This is a genomic window from Burkholderia oklahomensis C6786, from assembly GCF_000959365.1.
GTDB lineage: Bacteria > Pseudomonadota > Gammaproteobacteria > Burkholderiales > Burkholderiaceae > Burkholderia > Burkholderia oklahomensis.
Genome location: NZ_CP009555.1, coordinates 3,469,087 through 3,490,106, shown reverse-complemented (window position 1 = coordinate 3,490,106; position 21,020 = coordinate 3,469,087). Strand labels below are relative to the sequence as shown.

The 21,020-nt window shown below is 69.6% G+C and carries 14 protein-coding genes; 9 read left to right on the top strand and 5 right to left on the bottom strand.

Features of this window, described 5'->3' with window-relative positions:
* Both BG90_RS15495 and BG90_RS15490 read right to left on the bottom strand, forming a co-directional pair.
* The gene (locus BG90_RS15495) at positions 1 to 2,085 is read right to left on the bottom strand and encodes a 3-hydroxyacyl-CoA dehydrogenase NAD-binding domain-containing protein (RefSeq protein WP_010114902.1); all 2,085 of its coding nucleotides are present in this window, start codon (positions 2,083 to 2,085) and stop codon (positions 1 to 3) included.
* 200 nt (positions 2,086 to 2,285) lie between these two features.
* Positions 2,286 to 3,926, bottom strand: a complete 1,641-nt coding sequence (locus BG90_RS15490; protein WP_010114900.1) for a 3-(methylthio)propionyl-CoA ligase — start codon at positions 3,924 to 3,926, stop codon at positions 2,286 to 2,288.
* A gap of 127 nt (positions 3,927 to 4,053) precedes the next feature.
* Here BG90_RS15490 and BG90_RS15485 point away from each other — a divergent pair, with 127 nt between their 5' ends.
* The 5 genes from BG90_RS15485 to BG90_RS15465 all read left to right on the top strand — a co-directional run bounded on the left by BG90_RS15485 (position 4,054) and on the right by BG90_RS15465 (position 7,845).
* Positions 4,054 to 5,619 (top strand): protein adenylyltransferase SelO, encoded by a 1,566-nt coding sequence (locus BG90_RS15485; protein ID WP_010114898.1) that lies wholly within the window; start codon positions 4,054 to 4,056, stop codon positions 5,617 to 5,619.
* Positions 5,620 to 5,665: 46 nt separating this feature from the next.
* Positions 5,666 to 6,097 carry a peptide-methionine (R)-S-oxide reductase MsrB gene (msrB, locus tag BG90_RS15480; protein WP_010103007.1) on the top strand — a complete coding sequence of 144 codons (432 nt, stop codon included), beginning with the start codon at positions 5,666 to 5,668 and terminating at the stop codon, positions 6,095 to 6,097.
* A 97-nt stretch (positions 6,098 to 6,194) separates the two neighbouring features.
* Entirely contained in the window at positions 6,195 to 6,725 is a 531-nt protein-coding gene (locus BG90_RS15475) for a septation protein A (RefSeq protein WP_010114896.1), read from the top strand.
* A 1-nt stretch (position 6,726) separates the two neighbouring features.
* Entirely contained in the window at positions 6,727 to 7,041 is a 315-nt protein-coding gene (locus BG90_RS15470; protein ID WP_010103005.1) for a BolA family protein, read from the top strand.
* Positions 7,042 to 7,065: 24 nt separating this feature from the next.
* Positions 7,066 to 7,845, top strand: a complete 780-nt coding sequence (locus BG90_RS15465; RefSeq protein ID WP_010103003.1) for a peptidylprolyl isomerase — start codon at positions 7,066 to 7,068, stop codon at positions 7,843 to 7,845.
* 264 nt (positions 7,846 to 8,109) lie between these two features.
* Here the strand turns inward: BG90_RS15465 and purL are convergent, their stop codons facing one another.
* The gene (gene purL, locus BG90_RS15460) at positions 8,110 to 12,180 is read right to left on the bottom strand and encodes a phosphoribosylformylglycinamidine synthase (protein WP_045568209.1); all 4,071 of its coding nucleotides are present in this window, start codon (positions 12,178 to 12,180) and stop codon (positions 8,110 to 8,112) included.
* A 39-nt stretch (positions 12,181 to 12,219) separates the two neighbouring features.
* Between purL and BG90_RS15455 the strand changes: the two genes are divergently transcribed.
* The 3 genes from BG90_RS15455 to pgi all read left to right on the top strand — a co-directional run bounded on the left by BG90_RS15455 (position 12,220) and on the right by pgi (position 17,098).
* Positions 12,220 to 13,737 (top strand): FAD-dependent oxidoreductase, encoded by a 1,518-nt coding sequence (locus BG90_RS15455; protein WP_374189753.1) that lies wholly within the window; start codon positions 12,220 to 12,222, stop codon positions 13,735 to 13,737.
* Between the two features lie 44 nt (positions 13,738 to 13,781).
* A complete protein-coding gene (locus BG90_RS15450; protein WP_045568208.1) occupies positions 13,782 to 15,377 on the top strand; it encodes an NAD(P)H-hydrate dehydratase in 1,596 nt (531 codons plus the stop codon).
* 98 nt (positions 15,378 to 15,475) lie between these two features.
* A complete protein-coding gene (gene pgi, locus BG90_RS15445; RefSeq protein WP_010114876.1) occupies positions 15,476 to 17,098 on the top strand; it encodes a glucose-6-phosphate isomerase in 1,623 nt (540 codons plus the stop codon).
* A gap of 287 nt (positions 17,099 to 17,385) precedes the next feature.
* On the opposite strand, the gene BG90_RS15440 is transcribed toward pgi, so the two are convergent.
* A complete protein-coding gene (locus tag BG90_RS15440; RefSeq protein WP_010114875.1) occupies positions 17,386 to 18,102 on the bottom strand; it encodes an ABC transporter ATP-binding protein in 717 nt (238 codons plus the stop codon).
* On the opposite strand from BG90_RS15440, the gene BG90_RS15435 reads away from it, so the two are divergent.
* Positions 18,101 to 18,775 carry an arylesterase gene (locus tag BG90_RS15435; protein WP_010114874.1) on the top strand — a complete coding sequence of 225 codons (675 nt, stop codon included), beginning with the start codon at positions 18,101 to 18,103 and terminating at the stop codon, positions 18,773 to 18,775. The genes BG90_RS15440 and BG90_RS15435 overlap by 2 nt on opposite strands.
* Before the next feature lie 264 nt (positions 18,776 to 19,039).
* On the opposite strand, the gene BG90_RS15430 is transcribed toward BG90_RS15435, so the two are convergent.
* Positions 19,040 to 20,974 carry a SurA N-terminal domain-containing protein gene (locus BG90_RS15430; protein WP_025989766.1) on the bottom strand — a complete coding sequence of 645 codons (1,935 nt, stop codon included), beginning with the start codon at positions 20,972 to 20,974 and terminating at the stop codon, positions 19,040 to 19,042.
* Positions 20,975 to 21,020 lie beyond the last annotated feature (46 nt).

Below are 21,020 nucleotides of genomic sequence, written 5' to 3'. Positions count from 1 at the left end.
TCACGGGTTGAATCCGCGTCCGCTCGCAGCGAGCTCGACGATCGACGGCGCGATCCGCCACGCGTCGCCGTTCGCGCCTTCCGCGTAGCCGCGCATCGCGCGCTCGACGTTGTAGAGGCCGACCGTGTCGGCGTACAGCATCGGGCCGCCGCGCCAGAGCGGAAAACCGTAGCCCGTCAGATAGACCATGTCGATGTCGGACGCCTTCGACGCGATCTTCTCTTCGAGAATCTTCGCGCCTTCGTTGACGAGCGCGTAGACGAGCCGCTCGACGATCTCGGCGTCGCCGATCCTGCGCCGCTCGACGCCGCGCTCCTTCGAATACGCGGCGACCATCTCGTCGACGAGCTTCGACGGCTGCGCCTTGCGGTCGCCCGGCACGTAGTCGTACCAGCCCGCGCCCGTCTTCTGGCCGAAGCGGCCCTGCTCGCACAGGCGATCGGCGATCTTCGAGTAATGCAGATCCGGCTGCTCGACGTAGCGGCGCTTGCGGATCGCCCAGCCGATGTCGTTGCCGGCGAGGTCGCTCATCCGGAACGGCCCCATCGCGAAGCCGAACTTCTCGATCGCGCGGTCGACCTGCGCGGGCAGCGCGCCTTCCTCGAGCATGAAAAGCGCCTGGCGGATGTACTGCTCGACCATCCGGTTGCCGATGAAGCCGTCGCACACGCCCGACACCACCGCGGTCTTCCGGATCTTCTTCGCGATCTGCATCACGGTCGCGAGCACGTCCTTCGCGGTCGCGTCGCCGCGCACGACCTCGAGCAGCTTCATCACGTTCGCCGGGCTGAAGAAGTGCATGCCGACGACGTCCTGCGGCCGCTTCGTGAACGCTGCGATCTTGTTGACATCGAGCGTCGACGTGTTCGACGCGAGGATCGCGCCCGGCTTCGCGACTTCGTCGAGCCGCCTGAACACCTGCTCCTTCACGCCGAGCTCCTCGAACACCGCTTCGATCACGAGATCGGCGTCCTTCAGGTCGTCGTATGCGAGCGTCGGCTTGACGAGCGCCATCCGCGCGTCGAGCTTCTCCTGCGTGAGCTTGCCCTTCTTCACCTGCGCATCGTAATTTTTGCGGATCGTCGCGAGCCCGCGGTCGAGCGCGTCCTGCTTCGTCTCGAGCAGCGTCACGGGCAGCCCCGCGTTCAGGAAGTTCATCGCGATCCCGCCGCCCATCGTGCCCGCGCCGATCACGGCGACCGACTCGATCGCGCGCGCCGGCGTGCCGGCCGGCACGTCGGGAATCTTGCTCGCCGCGCGCTCGCCGAAGAACGCATGACGCAGCGCGCGGCTCTCGGGCGTCTGCACGAGCGCGATGAAGCAATCGCGCTCGAACGCGAGGCCCTTGTCGAAGCCTTGCAGCACGCCCGCTTCGATCGCGTCGATGCACTTGTGCGGCGCCGGATAGTGCTGCGCGAGCGCCTTCACGCTGTTGCGCGCGAACTGGATGAAGCCCGCCGCGTTCTGGTGGACGATCTCGCGGTCGCGCACGCGCGGATGCGGGCCGCTCGCCGCCCCGACCTTGCGCGCGAACGCGACGGCCGCGTCGAGCAGATCGCCCTCGACGAGTTCGTCGAAGAGCCCGCTCTTCGCGAGCTGTTCGGACGGCACGGGCGCGCCCGACACGATCATGTTGAGCGCCGTCTCGAGGCCCACCGCGCGCGGCAGGCGCTGCGTGCCGCCCGCGCCCGGCAGGATGCCGAGCTTCACTTCGGGCAGCGCGATCTGCGCGCCGGGCGACGCGACCCGATAGTGCGCGCCGAGCGCGAGCTCGAGGCCGCCGCCCATCGCGACGCCGTGGATCGCGACGACGACGGGCTTGCCGCTCGCCTCGACCGCGTCGATCACGGTGTGCAGCGTCGGCTCCTGCAGCGCTTTCGGCGTGTTGAATTCGGTGATGTCCGCGCCGCCCGAGAACGCGCGGCCCGCGCCCGTGAGCACGATCGCCGCGACCGACGGGTCGCGCTGCGCGCGTTCGAGCCCTTCCATGATGCCGAGCCGCGTCGACAGACCGAGCCCGTTGACGGGCGGATTGTCGAGCGTGATGACGGCGACGCCGTCGCGAGTCGTGTAGTCCACTGCCATCTGCCTGCCTCCATGCGTTTGCGCGGCCGGTGCGGCGGCGCCAGCCTTGATGCGGTCATTGTCCGCCAACGGCCGAAAGGCCGCGCGGTCGATGCGCCGTTTTCCGAGAAACAGAGGCAGGATACAACAAAAAAGAACGACCGTTCAATTTGGTGACGGGCCCGCGCGGCGATGCGCGCGCGGGCCCGTCTCGCGGACGTTCAGGCGTCGGCGGCCGTCGGCAGCACGTGGCCCCGGAACTGCTCGCGCAGCTTGAGCTTCTGCAGCTTGCCCGTCGCCGTGTGCGGCAGCGCGTCGACGAACACGACGTCGTCCGGAATCCACCATTTCGCGACCTTGCCCTCGTAGAACGCGAGCAGCGCGTCGCGCGTCACGTCCATTCCGGCGCGCCTGACGACGACGAGGAGCGGCCGCTCGGTCCACTTCGGATGCGCGCACGCGATGCACGCGGCCTCGGCGACGGCCGGATGCGCGACCGCGACGTTCTCGATGTCGATCGAGCTGATCCACTCGCCGCCCGACTTGATCACGTCCTTGCTGCGGTCGGTGATCTGCAGGAAGCCGTCGGCGTCGATCGTCGCGACGTCGCCCGTCGGGAACCAGCCGTCGGCGAGCGGCGACCCGTCGATGCCGAAATAGCGATCGATCACCCACGGGCCGCGCACCTGCAGATCGCCGAACGCGACGCCGTCCCACGGCAGCTCGCGGCCGTCTTCGCCGACGATCCGCATGTCGATCCCGTAGATCACCCGGCCCTGTTTTTCGAGGAGCCGCCGCTGCTCGTCGACGGGCCGCTGCGACTGCGCCCAGTTGAGCTTCGACAGCGTGCCGAGCGGCGACAGCTCGGTCATCCCCCACGCGTGGATCACGCGCACGTCGTAGACGTCCTCGAACGTCTTCAGCATCGACGGCGGACACGCGGAGCCGCCGATCACCGTGCGATCGAGCGTCGAGAAGCGCACGCCGGCCTCGCGCATGTAGTTGAGCAGGCCGAGCCAGACGGTCGGCACGCCCGCCGAGAACGTCACGCGCTCGGTTTCCATCAACTCGTACAGCGACTTGCCGTCGAGGTCCTTGCCCGGCAGCACGAGCTTCGTGCCCGTGAGCGCCGCCGTGTACGGCAGGCCCCATGCGTTGACGTGGAACATCGGCACGACGGGCAGCGCCGCGTCGAGCGACGACAGCCCCATCGCATCGGGCAGCGCCGCGCCGTACGCGTGCAGCACCGTCGAGCGATGCGAATAGAGCGCCCCCTTCGGATGGCCGGTCGTGCCCGACGTGTAGCAGAGCGACGACGCCTGCCGCTCGTCGAGAAGCGGCCATTCGTAATCGCCGTCTTCCGCGCCGACGAGCGTTTCGTAACAAAGATACGGCGTCGCGCCCTTCGGCAGGTGCGCGTCGTCCGTCATCGCGATCCAGCCTTTCACGTTCGGGCATTGCGGCGCGAGCTGGTCGACGAGCGGCGCGAAGCTCAGGTCGAAGAGCACGTAGCGGTCTTCGGCATGATTGACGATGTATGCGATCTGCTCGGGAAAAAGGCGCGGATTGATCGTGTGGCAGACGGCGCCCATCCCGCTGATTCCGTAATACGCCTCGACGTGCCGGTAGCCGTTCCATGCGAGCGTTCCAATCCGGTCGCCGACGCCCACGCCCAGGCGGATCAGCGCCTGCGCGAGCCGTTTGGAACGCGTTTCGCAATCGCGATAGGTATAGCGGTGAATGTCGCCCTCGACGCGCCGCGACACGATCTCGACATCGCCCGCATGCCGCGCCGCGTGCGCGATCAGCGACGACACGAGAAGCGGCATATCCATCATCTGGCCCAGCAACGGCTTACCCATCGTCTTCCTTCTCCCTGAAGTATTTTTCCGATACGGTCTGCTGCGAACGGCTCGACGGCGCGCGGGCGGCTTCAAGCGGCCCGCGCGGCGCGGACTTACAATATCGGCTAACTTACAGATCAGCAATATGTCGTTTTCCAGAAGCGAGGCCGCACCGGCCGCCCCTCTTCCCGATCTCGCCGCGACGCTCGCCGCGCCGCGCGACGATGCGTTCCTGCAACTCGGCACCGCGTTCCTGACGCGGCTGCCCGCCGCGCCCCTGCCCGCGCCGTACGTCGTCGGCTTCTCCGACGAAGCGGCGCGGATGCTCGGGCTCGATCCCGCGCTGCGCGACGCGCCCGGCTTCGCCGAGCTGTTCTGCGGCAATCCGACCCGCGACTGGCAGCCGACGTCGCTGCCGTACGCATCGGTCTACTCGGGCCATCAGTTCGGCGTGTGGGCGGGCCAGCTCGGCGACGGACGCGCGCTCACGATCGGCGAGATCGAGCACGGCGGCCGCCGCTACGAGCTGCAACTGAAGGGCGCGGGCCGCACGCCGTATTCGCGGATGGGCGACGGCCGCGCGGTGCTGCGCTCGTCGGTTCGCGAGTTCCTGTGCTCGGAGGCGATGCACCACCTCGGCATCCCGACGACGCGCGCGCTCGCCGTGATCGGCTCCGACCAGCCGGTGATCCGCGAGGCAATCGAAACGTCGGCGGTCGTCACGCGCGTCGCGGAGAGCTTCGTGCGCTTCGGCCATTTCGAGCACTTCTTCGCGAACGACCGGCCCGATCTGCTGCGCGCGCTCGCCGATCACGTGATCGACCGCTTCTATCCGTCGTGCCGCGACGCCGACGATCCCTATCTCGCGCTCCTCGCGGAAGCGACGCGGCGCACCGCGGAGCTCGTCGCGCAATGGCAGGCGGTCGGCTTCTGCCACGGCGTGATGAACACCGACAACATGTCGATCCTCGGCGTGACGATCGACTACGGCCCGTTCGGCTTCCTCGACGCGTTCGACGCGAAGCACATCTGCAATCACTCGGACACGCACGGCCGCTACGCATACCGGATGCAGCCGCGCATCGCGCACTGGAACTGCTTCTGCCTCGCGCAGGCGCTCCTGCCGCTCTTCGGCCTCCATCGCGACGCGCCGAACGAAGACGCGCGCGCCGAGCGCGCGGTCGAGGACGCGCACGCGGTGCTCGGACGCTTTCCCGAGCAGTTCGGCCCCGCGCTCGAACGCGCGATGCGCGCGAAGCTCGGCCTCGAGCTCGAACGCGAAGGCGATGCGGCGCTCGCGAACCAGCTGCTCGAGATCATGGACGCGAGCCATGCCGATTTCACGCTGACGTTCCGCCGCCTCGCGCGCGTGTCGAAGCACGACGCGCGCGGCGACGCGCCGGTGCGCGACCTCTTCATCGATCGCGACGCGTTCGATCGCTGGGCGAACCTCTACCACGCGCGCCTGTCGGACGAAGCGCGCGACGACGCGACGCGCGCGGCCGCGATGAACCGCGCGAATCCGAAATACGTGCTGCGCAACCATCTCGCGGAAACGGCGATCCGCCGCGCGAAAGAGAAGGACTTTTCCGAAGTCGAGCGCCTCGCGGCCGTGCTGCGGCGCCCGTTCGACGAGCAGCCGGAATACGACGCCTACGCGGCGCTGCCGCCCGACTGGGCGAGCGCGCTCGAGGTGAGCTGCTCGTCGTGACGCCGCGCCGCGGGCGTTGCGCATGAATCCATCAGGAGAATCGAAGATGTCAGGAGATCGAGACGACCGGCGTTATCCGTATCAAGAGGACGACGCCGAGCTGCGCCGCCGGCTTTCGCCGCTGCAATACGAAGTCACGCAGCATGCGGCGACCGAGCGGCCGTTTACGGGCGAGTACACGGACACCGAGGACGCGGGGATCTACCACTGCGTCGTCTGCGGCACCGCGCTCTTCGAATCCGGCGCGAAATACCACTCGGGCTGCGGCTGGCCCAGCTACTTCAAGCCGATCGACGGCGAGGTGATCGACGAGAAGATCGACTACACGCACGGGATGACGCGCGTCGAAGTGCGCTGCAACCATTGCGGCGCGCATCTCGGACACGTGTTCGAGGACGGCCCGCGCGACAAAACCGGATTGCGGTACTGCATCAACTCGGCTGCGTTAAACTTCGAGGCTAAACCCGAGCGGAAGTGAGCCCGCGCCGGCCCCGAAAGCCGGCCGGCGCGCGCGCCGCGACGGGCGTCCCTACAACGGTGGCGGGCCATGCGCCCGCCACGCAGCCGCGAGCACCATGAAATTCCTGTTCGATCTGTTCCCGATCATCCTGTTCTTCGCCGCCTTCAAGGCATGGGGCATCTTCACGGCGACCGCGGTCGCGATCGCCGCCACCCTCGCCCAGGTGGCATGGGTCGCCTTCCGGCACCGGAAAGTCGACACGATGCTGTGGGTGAGTCTCGGCGTGATCGTCGTGTTCGGCGGCGCGACGCTCGTGCTGCACGACGAGAAGTTCATCCAGTGGAAGCCGACCGTTCTCTATTGGCTGTTCGCGGCCGGCCTCGTCGCCGCGCGCTATGCGTTCGGCAAGAACCTGATCGAGAAGATGATGGGCAAGCAGCTCACGTTGCCCGGTCCGGTCTGGGACAAGCTGAACCTCGCGTGGGCCGCGTTCTTCGCGGCGCTCGGCGTGACGAACCTGTACGTCGTGCGCAACTTCACCGAATCGCAGTGGGTCAACTTCAAGCTGTTCGGCACGACGGGCGCGATCGTCGTTTTCGTCATCCTGCAAAGCCTCTGGCTCGCGAAATACCTGAAGGACGAGTGACATGAGCGAAGCCTTTCTGCACGCCGCACCGGCCGCGCGCATCGCGCTCATCGAGACGCGTCTTTCCGCCGCGCTCGCCCCCGAATCGATCGACGTGCGCGACGACAGCGCGCAGCACGCGGGCCATGCGGGCGCCGCCGCGGGCGGCCACTACACGGTCACGATCGTGTCGGCCGCGTTCGCCGGCAAGACCCGCGTCGCGCGGCACCGGCTGGTGTATGATGCGCTCGCCGATGCCATGCAGCGCGGCATTCACGCGCTCGCGATCCTTGCGTACACGCCAGAAGAATATCTAGAGTCTTCCCATTCTCAATAAATCCGTCTCATTAGGAATTTCCCGATGATCCTGAAATCTCCCCGTCTGTGGGCCGCGGCAGCCGCTCTCGCCGCCGCCCCGGCTTTCGCCCAGAACATCGCCGTCGTGAACGGCACGCCGATTCCGAAGTCGCGCGCCGACGCGATGATCGCGCAGCTCGTTCAGCAAGGTCAGCAGGACACGCCGCAGCTCGAGCAGGCGGTGCGCCAGGAGCTCGTCAACCGCGAGATCCTGATGCAGGAAGCGATCAAGCGCGGGATTCCGAATCGTCCGGACGTGAAGGCGCAGATCGTCGTCGCGCAGCAGACCGCCGTGCTGCGCGCGCTGATCGAGGATTTCCTGAAGAAGAACCAGCCGAGCGACGCCGAGCTGAAGGCGCGCTACGACGACCTCGTGAAGAGCGCGGCGGGCCGCGAGTATCACCTGCACCACATCCTCGTCGACAACGAGCAGCAGGCGAAGGACCTGATCGCGAAGATCAAGGGCGGCGCGAAGTTCGAAGATCTCGCGAAGCAATACTCGAAGGACCCGGGCTCGGCGAAGAACGGCGGCGATCTCGACTGGTCCGATCCGAAGGCATACGTGCCGGAATTCGCAGCGGCCGCGCAGCAGCTGCAGAAAGGCCAGATGACGGATGCGCCGGTGAAGACGCAGTTCGGCTGGCACATCATCCGCGTCGACGACATCCGCAGCATCACGCCGCCGCCGTTCGAGCAGGTCAAGCAGCAGATCGCGCAGCAGATGGTCCAGCAGAAGCTGCAGGCGTTCGAGGAAGGCCTGCGTCAGCAAGCGAAGGTCCAGTAACGATCGTCGCTTCGACGCCGCGTATCGCGCGCGGCCGAACGTCGCAAAAAAAGCCGCTCCAACTTTGGAGCGGCTTTTTGCATGCGGCGGAGACGAAACGCCGGTGTCGCGGCATCGCCTTCCGCCTTCGCATCCGTGAGGCTCGCGCGGCGGACCGGCCTGCGGCACGAGCAGCGAAGGCGGCGAAGTACGCCGGCCGCAACCTTGCGGCAGCCGATCGCCCGACCGGCGCCGCGAAGGACGATGCCCGCCTGGCGCCTGCGCTCAGCCGAGCCAGCGGCGCGCGTTGCGGAACACGCGCAGCCAGGGGCTCGCGTCGCCCCAGCCTTCCGGATGCCAGCTCATCGTCACCGTGCGGTGCACGCGCTCCATGTGCGGCATCAGCACCGTGAAGCGGCCATCCGCCGTCGTCACCGACGTGATGCCGGCGGGCGAGCCGTTCGGGTTGAACGGATAGCGCTCGGTCGCGTCGCCGCGGTGGTCGACGAAGCGCATCGCGACCGCGACGCGGCTGGCATCGCCCTGCTGCGAGAAGTCCGCATAGCCTTCGCCGTGCGCGACCGCGACCGGAATCCGCGAGCCTTCCATGCCGGCGAAGAAGATCGACGGCGAGCGCTGCACTTCGACGAACGACAGGCGCGCCTCGAACTGCTCGGACTTGTTGCGCGTGAACTTCGGCCACGCTTCGGCGCCCGGAATCATCGACGCGAGGCTCGACATCATCTGGCAGCCGTTGCAGATGCCGAGCGCGAACGTGTCGGGACGCGCGAAGAATGCGGCGAACATCTCGGCCAGCTTGTCGTTGAAGCGGATCGTCTTCGCCCAGCCTTCGCCCGCGCCCAGCACGTCGCCGTACGAGAAGCCGCCGCACGCGACCGCACCCGCGAAATCGGCGAGCGACGCACGGCCCGCGAGCAAGTCGCTCATGTGGACGTCGTGCGCGTCGAAGCCCGCGCGGTCGAACGCGTAGGCGGTCTCCAGATGCGAGTTCACGCCCTGCTCGCGCAGGATCGCGACGCGCGGCCGCGCGCCCGTCGCAATGAACGGCGCAGCGACGTCCTCCGCAGGATCGAACGACAGCACGGGCGACAGGCCCGGGTCTTCCGCGTCGAGGATCGCGTCGTATTCGGCGTCCGCGCAGGCCGGGTTGTCGCGCAGCCGCGCGATCCGCCAGCTCACTTCGCTCCACGCGCGCTGCAGCTCGACGCGCGGCGCTTCGTAGACCTTCTTCGCGTCGCGGTACACCTCGATCGCGTCGGTCTCGTTGACCGCGCCGATCACGTGCGAGCACGCGGACAGGCCATGCTCGCGCAGCACGCCGAGCACCGCGTCGCGGTCTTCCGCGCGCACCTGGACGACCGCGCCGAGCTCTTCGGAGAAGAGCGCGCGGATCGTCCGGTCTTCGCGGCGGCCGCTCGTCTGCTTCGCCCAGTCCTTCGCATCGCCGTAATCGGATTCGTGCTGCGGGTCGAGCGTCAGCATGTCGACGTTCAGCGACACGCCCGCGTGCCCCGCGAACGCCATTTCGCAGACGGTCGCCCATAGGCCGCCGTCCGAGCGGTCGTGATACGCGAGCAGCCTGCCCGCGCCGTTCAGCGACTGGATCGCCGCGAAGAAGCGCTTCAGGTCTTCCGGATCGTCGACGTCGGGCGCCGCGTCGCCGACCTGCTGCGTGACCTGCGCGAGAATGCTGCCGCCCAGGCGATTCTTGCCGCGGCCGAGGTCGATCGCGATCAGCACGCTCGCGCCGACGTCCGCGATGCGGCGCAGCTCCGGCGTCAGATGGCGGCGCACGTCCTCGACGGGCGCGAACGCCGAGATGATCAGCGACACCGGCGCGACGACTTCCTTCGCGACGCCGTTCTCGTCCCACTTCGTCTTCATCGACAGCGAATCCTTGCCGACCGGGATGCCGATGCCGAGCGCGGGGCACAGCTCCATGCCGATCGCCTTGACGGTGTCGAAGAGCTTCGCGTCCTCGCCTTCGGTGCCGCACGCGGCCATCCAGTTCGCGGACAGCTTCAGCTTGTCGAGCGACGCGATCGGCGCGGCCGCGATGTTGGTGATCGCCTCGCCGACCGCCATCCGGCCCGACGCGGGCGCGTCGATCACCGCGAGCGGCGTGCGCTCGGCCATCGTCATCGCCTCGCCCGCGAAGCCCGCATAGTCGAGCGCGGTGACCGCGCAGTCGGCGACGGGCACCTGCCACGGGCCGACCATCTGGTCGCGCACCGACGTGCCGCCGACCGTGCGGTCGCCGATCGTGATGAGGAACGACTTGCTCGCGACGGTCGGGTGCTTCAGCACGTCGACCGCGACAGCCGACAGCGCGACGCCCGTCACGTCGACCGGCGCGCGCTCGGTCGTCGCGCGGGCGACGTCGCGGTGCATCCGCGGCGGCTTGCCGAGCAGCACTTCCATCGGCATGTCGACCGGGTATTCGGCGGCGCCCGTCGCCTGATCGTCGACGAGCTGCAGCTGGCGCTCGTCGGTCGCGACGCCGACCACCGAGAACGGGCAGCGCTCGCGCGCGCAGATCGCCTCGAAGCGCGGCAGCTCGGCGGGCGCGATCGCCAGCACGTAGCGCTCCTGCGCCTCGTTCGACCAGATCTCGCGCGGCGACAGGCCCGACTCCTCGAGCGCGACCTTGCGCAGCTCGAAGCGCGCGCCCTTGCCGGCGCCGTCGACGATCTCGGGGAACGCGTTGGACAAGCCGCCCGCGCCGACGTCGTGGATGCTGAGGATCGGGTTCGCGTCGCCGAGCTGCCAGCAGCTGTTGATCACTTCCTGCGCGCGCCGCTCGATTTCCGGATTGCCGCGCTGGACCGAGTCGAAGTCGAGCTCGGCCGTGTTCGCGCCCGTCGCCATCGAGCTCGCCGCGCCGCCGCCCATGCCGATCCGCATGCCGGGGCCGCCGATCTGGATCAGCAGCGAGCCGGCCGGCACGTCGTGCTTGTGCGTGTGCGCGTCGGAGATGTTGCCGATGCCGCCCGCGATCATGATCGGCTTGTGATAGCCGCGCACCTGGCCGCCGACGTTCTGCTCGTAGACGCGGAAATAGCCGCCCAAGTTCGGGCGGCCGAATTCGTTGTTGAACGCGGCGCCGCCGAGCGGGCCGTCGATCATGATCGAGAGCGGCGACGCGATGCGGTCCGGGCGGCCGTACGGGCCGTGCGGCTCGTCGGCATTGCGCTCGCCGACGGGCTGCGCGGCGTCGCGCGCGTTTTCCCACGGCTGGCGTGCGCCGGGCAGGTCGAGGTTCGACACCGTGAAGCCCGCGAGGCCCGCCTTCGGACGCGCGCCGCGGCCCGTCGCGCCTTCGTCGCGGATCTCGCCGCCCGCGCCGGTCGCCGCGCCCGGGAACGGCGAGATCGCCGTCGGGTGGTTATGCGTCTCGACCTTCATCAGCGTGTGCGTGAGCTCGGTGTGGCGGCCGTAGCGCTCGGCGGGCTCGCCCGAGCCGTTCGCGCCGCGCGGGAACCAGCGTTCGGCCTGCGCGCCCCGCATGATCGACGAGTTGTCCGAATACGCGACGATCGTGCCTTGCGGGCTCATCTTCTCGGTGTTGCGGATCATCGCGAAGAGCGACATGTCCTGCGCCTGCCCGTCGATCGTCCACTGCGCGTTGAAGATCTTGTGGCGGCAGTGCTCGCTGTTCGCCTGCGCGAACATCATCAGCTCGACGTCGGTCGGGTTGCGCTCGAGCTTCTTGAACGCGTCGACGAGGTAGTCGATCTCGTCGTCGGCAAGCGCGAGGCCGAGCTCGACGTTCGCGCGCTCGAGCGCGCCGCGGTCCTGCGCGAGCACGTCGACCGTCGCGAGCGGCTTGGCCGGCAGCTCGTCGAACAGATGGCGCGCGTCGTCGCGCGAGCCGACGACGCTTTCCGTCATCCGGTCGTGCAGCGCGGCCGCGACCGCCGCGCGCGCGTCGGCCGACAGCGCCTTCTTCGCGCCGACGCCGAGGACGCCGGCCTTGAGCGTCACCGTGAACTCGATTCCGCGCTCGATCCGGCGCACGCGCGACAGGCCGCAGTGCCGCGCGATGTCGGTCGCCTTGCTCGCCCACGGCGACACGGTGCCGAAGCGCGGCAGCACGACGAACGTTTCGGTTGCGCCCTTCTCGGCGGCGGGCTCGAACGGCGCGCCGTAGTGCATCAGCGCGTCGATGCGCGCGTTGTCGTCCGCGGCGAGCGGCTCATGCGCATTGACGAAATGCAGATACTGGCCGCGGACCGCGACGATATCGCCGTCGATTTGCTTGAGCGCGTCGAGCAGGCGGGTTTGACGGAAATCGGAGAGCGCCGAAGCACCGGGAAAACACGAGAAGTGAGCCATGGGCTGGACTGACGTCGATGAGTCGCGCAAGCTGGCGACGTGGGGCGTAAGGAAGGCCGTAATTATACCCGGAAGTCGCCCGCCGAACGGCCGCCCGCATGCGCCCGCCCGCGTGCCCCGAGCCGCGCCGCGCGCGCCGCACCGGCCGGCGCGCGTCATTTGGCGCTATCATGCGCGCTTCACCAGGCCGGGCACGGCCTGCCACGCGGATCCTCAATCGGGCCGGATGCGGCGCCCGACATCGAATCGAACATGGATGTAATCGTCATCGGCGGAGGCATGGCCGGCATCGCCACCGCCTATCAGTTGCGCGCGGCCGGCCATCGCGTGTGCGTCGTCGAACGCCACGCGACGGTCGCGCAAGGCGCGAGCTACGGCCAGGGCGGCGCCCTGCTGCCGACGCCGCTCGACGTGTGGTTCGGCCCGACCTTCATGCGCGAGCGGCGCGCGCAGAAGAGCGGCGTCGTCTACAAGCCGGGCTTCAACGGCGCGCTGCGGCGCTTCACGAGCCGCCTCGACGCGCTGCGCGAGCCCGCCGCGTTCACCGCGCAGTACACGAAGCTGCGGCCGCTCGTCGAGCTGTCGCGCGATGCGATCGCCGACGTCGAAGCCCGCTTCGGCCTCGAATTCGAGCAGAAGAGCGGCGTGCTGCACGTCGTGCGCGAGCAAGCCGAATGGGACGACGCGCAGCCCGCGCTCGACCTGATGCGCGACCTCGGTCTGCCTTACGAGACGCTCACGCCCGACGCATGCGCGGCGCTCGAGCCGTCGATGCCGACCGAGCCCGCGTTCGCGGGCGGCGTGCTGTTCGCCCAGGAGCGCACCGCGAACTGCCCGCTCTTCGTGAAGCTCGTCAAGCAGGTGCTCGACGAGCACGACGTGCAGTTCCGGCTCGGCCGCGCGGTCGCCGCGATCCGCACCGACGCGAAGCGCGCGGCCGTCGAGCTCGCGCCCGACCCGGCCGATCCGCGCGCGGCGAAATCGAAGGAAGTCGACGTGGTCTCGGCCGACGCGATCGTCGTCGCGGCGGGCACCGAGAGCCTCGCGCTCGTCGAGCGGCTCGGCGTGCACGCGCCGCTGCATCCGGTGCGCGTCCATACGCTGACGGTGCCCCTCGCGTACGACGAGCACGCGCCGCATCTGAGCATCGTCGATTCGGTCAAGCGGATCACGATCACGCGGCTCGGCCAGCGGCTGCGGATCGGCGGCGGCGCGGTGCTGCAAAGCGCGAAGGACATCGCGCGGCCGCTGCCCGAGCCGCTGTCGGAAGCCGCGCTCGCGCTCCTCGGCCAGGCAACGCACGACTGGCTGCCCGGCACCGCGAAGATCTCCGCCGCGCGCGCGTGGCAAGGCGCGAAGCTGTTGTCGCCGGACGGTCTGCCCGTCGTCGGGCCGACTTCCGATCCGCGGATTTTCGTCAACTTCGGCCACGGCCCGGCGGGCTGGGGCCTCGCGTTCGGGTCTGCTAAAGTGGTGGCGGATTACGTCGGCGGCGGCGCGCAGCGCGTGCCCGCCGACACGCTCGCCGCGCTGCGCGCGGAGCGCTTTGCCACCTGACGCCGCCCGTCTGCGCGCGGGCGGCGCGTGATCGCGAGCCGCCCATGATCGTCACCGCCGATTCTCCCCTGCTTCACTCGCTCGATCCGTTCGACGAGCCGCCGATTCACGCGAGCGAGCCGCTCCTGACCGTCGCCGAGCTGCGCGACGTCGAGACCGGGGCCGCCGCCGCGCTGCCGCCGCACACGCTGATGGACCGCGCGGGCAGGTCCGCCGCGCAATGGCTCGCCGCGCGGCTCGTCAGCGACCCGCGGCCCGTCTGGTTCGCGGTCGGCCCCGGCAACAACGGCGGCGACGCGCTCGTCGCCGCGGCCGAGCTGCGGCGGCTCGGCTTCGCGGCCGACGCCTGGATGCCGATCGAAGCGAAGCCCGAAGACGCGCGCTGGGCGCTCGAACGCGCGCGCGCGGCGAACGTGCCGATCGACGACACGGCGCCCGAATCGTTCGACGGCTACGGCTGGCTCGTCGACGGCCTGTTCGGCATCGGCCTCGCGCGGCCGCTCGACGGCGCGTTCGCGGCGATCGCGCAACGGATGGCGGCGCGCGCGCGGCACACGGGCCGCGTGCTCGCGCTCGACGTGCCGAGCGGCCTCGACAGCGACACCGGCATGCGCGTCGGCGCGGGGCCCGCCGTCGCGGCGACCGACACGCTGTCGTTCATCGCCGCGAAGCCCGGCCTCTACACCGGCGACGGGCGCGATCTCGCGGGCGAGATTCACGTCGCGCCCCTCGATCTCGACGCGCTCGCCGCGCCCGCGATCCGGCTGAACGCGCCCGGTCTCTTCGACGCGCGCCTGCCCGAGCGCGCGTTCGCTTCGCACAAGGGCACGTACGGCAGCGTCGCGATCGTCGGCGGCGACACCGGCATGTGCGGCGCGCCGATCCTCGCCGCGCGCGCGGCGCTCTTCGCGGGCGCGGGCAAGGTCCACGTCGGCTTCGTCGGCGCGGGCGCGCCGCCGTACGATCCGCCGTATCCGGAGCTGATGCTGCATCCCGCCGACGCGCTGCCGACCGACGCGCTTACCGCGCTCGCGATCGGTTGCGGGCTCGGCGCGAGCGAGCGCGCCGCGCGCACGCTCGCGGCGCTGCTGCCGCTCGACGCGCCGAAGCTGATCGACGCCGACGCGCTGAACCTGATCGCGAAGACGCCCGAGCTCGCCGACGCGCTCGCCGCGCGCGGCCGCGCGGGCGACGCCGCGGTCCTCACGCCGCATCCGCTCGAAGCCGCGCGCCTCCTCGCGACCGATGCGGCCGACGTCCAGCGCGACCGCGTCGCGGCCGCCCGCGCGCTCGCCGGGCGCTTCTCGGCGGTCGTCGTGCTGAAGGGGTCCGGCACAGTGATCGCCGCGCCCGACGGCCGCGTCGCGATCAACCCGACCGGCAACGCGGCGCTCGCCACGGGCGGCACGGGCGACGTGCTGGGCGGCCTGATCGGCGCGTTCCTCGCGCAGCGGATGCCGCGCTACGAAGCGGCGCTCGCGGGCGTCTACCTGCACGGGCTCGCCGCCGAGCGGCTGTGCGCGGCGGGCGCGGGCCCGGCGGGCACAGCCGCGGGCGAGCTCGCGGCCGCGGTGCGCCTGCTGATCAATCGGCTGTTTTATACGCGACCCGCCGCGCCGGGCCAAGCGCCGCTATACTGATCGTCCCGCCGCAGGCGGGCTCCTCGTCCGCCCGCATGCCGCGCGCCGGCATGCGGGCGCGGCCTTCCCCGATTCGTGCTGTTTCGCTCCTGATCGCCATGACGCTGAATTCGCTCCCCGCTTGGCCCGCGCTGCAAGCGCACTACGAAGAGATCCGCGACGCGCATCTGCGCGACTGGTTCGCCCCCGCCAACGATCCCGCCCCGACGCGCGCCGAGCGCTTCACGTTCGAAGGCGGCGGCCTCGCCGCCGATTTCTCGAAGAACCGCATCACCGACGCGACGCTGCGTCTTCTCGTGCAGCTCGCGCGCGAAGCGGGCGTCGAAGCGCGCCGCGACGCGATGTTCGCGGGCGAAACCGTGAACCCGACCGAAGGCCGCGCCGCGCTGCACACCGCGCTGCGCGCGAATTCGCCCGACGCGCCGTTCCAGGCGCAGGTCGCGGCCGAGCGCGCGAAGATGGCGCGCTTCGCCGACGCCGTACGCAGCGGCGCGTGGACGGGCTACACCGGCAAACGGATCCGCCACGTCGTGAACATCGGCATCGGCGGCTCGGACCTCGGGCCGAAGATGGTCGTCCATGCGCTGCATCACGTCGCGGCGCCCGACATCTCGACGCACTTCGTGTCGAACGTCGACGGCGCCGATCTCGCGCGCGTGCTCGAGCGGATCGATCCGGAAGAGACGCTCGCGATCATCGTGTCGAAGACCTTCACGACGCTCGAGACGATGACGAACGCGCGCTCGCTGCGCGACTGGTTCGTCGCGAAGGGGTGCCCGGAGAATGCGCTCGCGAAGCACTTCGTCGGCGTGTCGGCGAATCCCGCCGAGGTCGTCAAGTTCGGCATCGCCGAGACGAACGTGTTCGAGATGTGGGACTGGGTCGGCGGCCGCTATTCGCTGTGGTCGGCGGTCGGCCTGTCGATCATGATCGCGATCGGGCCCGAGCGCTTCGACGAGCTGCTCGCCGGCGCGCACGACATGGACGAGCACTTCCGCACCGCGCCGCTCGAACGCAACCTGCCGGTGCTGCAGGGCTTGGTCGGCATCTGGTATCGCAATTTCTTCGGCGCGCAGAGCTACCTCGTCGCGCCGTACTCGGAAGCGCTGCATTACCTGCCGTCGTATCTGCAGCAGCTCGAGATGGAGAGCAACGGCAAGTCCGCGCGGATCGACGGCGCGTTCGTCGACTACCCGACGTCCGCCGTCACCTGGGGCGAGCCCGGCACGAACGGCCAGCACGCATTCTTCCAGATGCTGCACCAGGGCCCGACGCTCGTGCCGATCGACTTCATCGCCGTGCTCACGCCCGAGCATCCGCTCGCGAGCCATCATCCGAAGCTGCTCGCGAACTGCTTCGCGCAAAGCGAGGCGCTGATGCTCGGCCGCACGCTCGACGAAGCGCGCAAGATCGCCGGCCCGGACAAGCCCGAGCTCGCGCCGCACCTGACGTTCCCCGGCAACCGGCCGACGACGACGCTGCTCGTCGACGCGCTCACGCCGCGCACGCTCGGCGCGCTGATCGCGCTGTACGAGCACAAGGTGCTCGTGCAGGCGGCCGTGTGGAACATCAATCCGTTCGATCAGTGGGGCGTCGAGCTCGGCAAGATCCTCGGCAAGGTCGTCGAGGCCGATCTCACGGCCGCGCAGGCCGATCCGGCGAAGCACGATTCGTCGACGTCGACGCTGATCGCGCGCGCGCGGAAGGCGCTGGGTCGATAGGCAAGAGGCTAGCGGCGGCGGCCGCGATGCGCCGCCGCCGCGCCGCTCGAGGCCCACAGCGCGATGTATCGATTCCGAGTGGGCCCGGCTGCGGTCTCGGCGTCTTGACGTTTCGGTTTCGGTTTCGGCGTTTCGCAGCATCGACTTCTCCGCGCCGCCCAGGCCGAACGCCGCCTCGCTGCGCGGGCGCCCGCAGCATCGCCGAATCGATCCGCGACGGGCCATTCCCCGACCGCCGGCCGATGACCGGCCGATGCACCGGCTTCGCGCTTGCGTTGCGCCCCGCGTCAGCTCGCCTCGTGCCGCGCGTGATCCGCGCCGCGCAAATGCCCCGCTTCGAGCACGACCGTCGTCCCGCAGCGGCGCGCAAGCTCGGGATCGTGCGTGACGAGCACGAGCGTCGCGCCGTGCGTGCGATTCAGCTCGAACATCAGGTCGATGACCGCATGGCCCGTCGCCGCGTCGAGACTGCCCGTCGGCTCGTCGGCGAACAGCAGCGCCGGACGCGTGACGAATGCGCGTGCGAGCGCGACGCGCTGCTGCTCGCCGCCCGACAGGAGCTTCGGATAGTGGCCGGTGCGCGCGCCGAGGCCCACTTCCTCGAGCAACGCACGCGCCCGCTGCGCGGCCTCGCGCGCGCCGACGCCGCCCTGCAGCTCGAGCGGCAGCATCACGTTCTCGAGCGCGGTCAGATGCGGCATCAGCTGGAACGACTGGAACACGAAGCCGACTGCGCCGTTGCGCAGCGCCGCGCGTGCGTCCTCGTCGAGCTGGCCGAGATCCTGGCCGAACAGGCGAACCGTGCCCTCAGTCGCGCTGTCCAACCCGGCGAGCAGGCCGAGCAGCGTCGATTTGCCCGACCCGGACGCCCCGACGATCGCGACGCTGCCGCCCGCGCGAACCGTCAGGTCGATGCCGTCGAGAATCGTCAGCTCGCCGACGGCATCGGCGACACGCTTGCATACATTCCGTACTTCGATAATCGGATCGGTAATCTTGAGCATGAAACGCACATTTCACTGGAAGGTCGGCGCGACGCTCGCCGTGATCGCGGCGTTCGCCGGCGCGGCATCCGCCGCAACGAATGCCGCGCCGTCGACGGACGTTCACGGCGGCAAGCCGGTGATCGTGGTGCTCGGCGACAGCCTGTCGGCCGAGTACGGCCTGCCGCGCGACACGGGCTGGGTTGCGCTGATGCGCGCGCGCCTCGCGACCGAACGGATCGATTATAGCGTCGCAAACGCGAGCATCTCCGGCGACACGACGAGCGGCGGCCGCGCGCGGCTGCCCGCGGTGCTCGCGCGGCTCAAGCCCGCCGTCGTCGTCGTCGAGCTCGGCGCGAACGACGCGCTGCGCGGCGTGCCGCTCACCGCGACCGAAAACAACCTGCGCGAGATCGTCGCGCAGGCGCGGCAGGCGCGCGCGCAGGTACTGCTCGTCGGCATGTACGTGCCGCCGAACTATGGGCCCGACTACACGCAGAAATTCCACGGCGTCTACACGGCACTGTCGAAGGAGATGCGCGTGCCGCTCGTGCCGTTCCTGCTCGCCGGCATCGAGAACAAGCCCGACATGTTCCAGGCCGACCAGATCCATCCGACGCAGGCCGCGCAGCGCCGGCTGCTCGACAACGTATGGCCGGCGCTCAAGCCGCTGTTGCGCACGTCGACGCATTGAGACGCTGATGCGCTGATGCGCTGATGCTCGGAGATGCCGGGCGCCGGCGGGCCGGCCGATGCGGCGCATGCCGGCATGCCGATGCGGCTTCGCCGCGCGCCGCCGCCCCCGCCCGACATCGCTCGACGCATCGAGCCCCGAACGCCCGCCGAGCCCCTCGAGCCGCCGAGCCCGTCAAAACGAAACAGCCCCGCACGATGGCGGGGCTGTTTCTTCATCGAACCGGCACGCTCGCGCGCACCGCCGACCGTCGATTGCCGGCCGTCAGTTCGAGCCCTCCTGCGCGGCATCGGCGGCCGAGCCGTAGAGCTTGACCTTCGAGCGCGCGCGCAGCGACGCGAGATACGCTTCCGTCTCGCTTTGCGCGTACACCTGCGCGAGTTGCTGCTGAGCGGCCCCGAGACGCTGATCGTCGACGGGCGCCGCGGCCGCGACCGAATTCACGCGGAAGATCGCGTAGCCGTCGTTGCCGAGATCGACGCCGACGTACGCGGGCAGTGTCTTCGGATCGACCTTGTAGATCGCGCTCACCGCCGCGGGCGGCAGCCCGTGCGCTTGCGTGCGCGAGATCTTGTCGGCCGCGGCGAAGCCCGCCGTCGCCTTCGACTTGCGCAACTCCGCGAGCTTCGCTTCGCCGTCCTGCTTCGCGAGGCGCGCCGCCTCATCGGCGGCCACCTTCGCGCGCACCTGGTCCTTGATCGCGTCGAGCGCGAGCACGACCGACGGCTGGTGATGCGTCACGCGCGCGGCGATCAGCGTGTTGTTGCCGACGTCGATCGCCTGCGTGTTGTTGCCGTTCTTCACCGAATCGGCGGCGAACACGGCCGCGAGGAACTTCGCGTTGTTGAGCGGGCTGTCGGGCGGCAGCGCCGGGTTCGGCTGCGGCGACACCGTCGCGGTCTGGATCGTCAGCTTGTACTTGTCGGCGGTCGGCTGCAGGCTCTTCGCCTTCTCGTACACGGTCGACGAGAAGCCCTCCGCGTTGTCGGCGAACGCTTTCGCCGCGAACTGCTGCTTCAGGTCGGCGGCGATCGAATCCTTCACCTCCGCGAGCGGCTTCACGACGGCCGGCTTCAAGTCGGTCGCCTTCAGGATGTGGAAGCCGAAGTCGCCCTGCACGACGCCGCTGATTTCGTCCTTCTTCAGCGCGAACGCGGCGTCGTCGAACGCGGCGCCGCCCGCGGTCGAGCCGCGCGTGATGAAGCCGAGGTCGCCGCCCTTCGCGGCCGACGGCGCATCCTGCGAGTTCTTCCCGGCGATCTGCGCGAACTGGTCCGGATGCGCCTTCACTTCGGCGAGCAACTGCTCGGCCTTCGCCTTCGCGGCCGCCTTGTCGGCCGCGCTCGCGTCCTTCGCTGCGGCGATGAAGATGTGGCTCACGCGCACCTGCGCGTCGGTGCGGTAATGCGCGATGTTGTCGTCGTAGTACTTCTTGATGTCGACGTCGCTCGGCTGCGCCGTCGCGGCGGCCGTTGCCTGCGAGTAGACGAGGTACTGGATCGTCGCCGTCTCGCGCGTCGCGAACGCTTGCTTGTGCGCGTCGTAATAGGCGGAGATCTGCGCGTCGGTCGGCTGCACCTTCGCCGCGTAATCGGCCGACTTCAGCACCATCGGCTGCACTTCACGCTGCTGCTCGGCGAGTTCGGTCAGCCGGCGCGCAACGCTCTTCGGCGTGAACGCGCTCGACACGATGCTCGCCGGAATCTGCTGCAGCGCAAGGCTGTAGCGCACGCGCTCCTGGTATTGATCGGGCGTCATGCCCTGCATCGCGAGCATCTGCGTGTAGCGCTCGGCGTCGAACGAGCCGTCCGGCTTCTTCAGCGACGAGATCACGGGATCGCTGAGGAGCGTCTGGCGCACGGCGCCGTCCGATGCGGTCAGGTGCAGGCGCTGCGTCTCGTCGGCGAGCGCGCGCTGCTGGATCAGCCCGTCGAGCAGTTGCTGACGGCGCTCCGGCGTGTCGAACGTCTTCGAGTCGAACTGCGCGCCGAGCGCCTGGCGCGCCTGGTCGATCTGCTGGCGCAGCATGCCGTCGAACTCGGCGCGCGTGATCTTGCGTCCGTTGACGGCCGCGACGTTCGCGCTTTCGTCGAAGAACCCACGGAAACCCTGAATGCCGACGATCCCAAGCCCCGGCAGCACGATCAGGAGCAGGAAGAACATCATCAGGCGCTGGTGATTGCGAAAGAAATCGAGCATGCGTGACGGCGTGAGCTGGACAAAACGCCCGATATTACAACAGCGG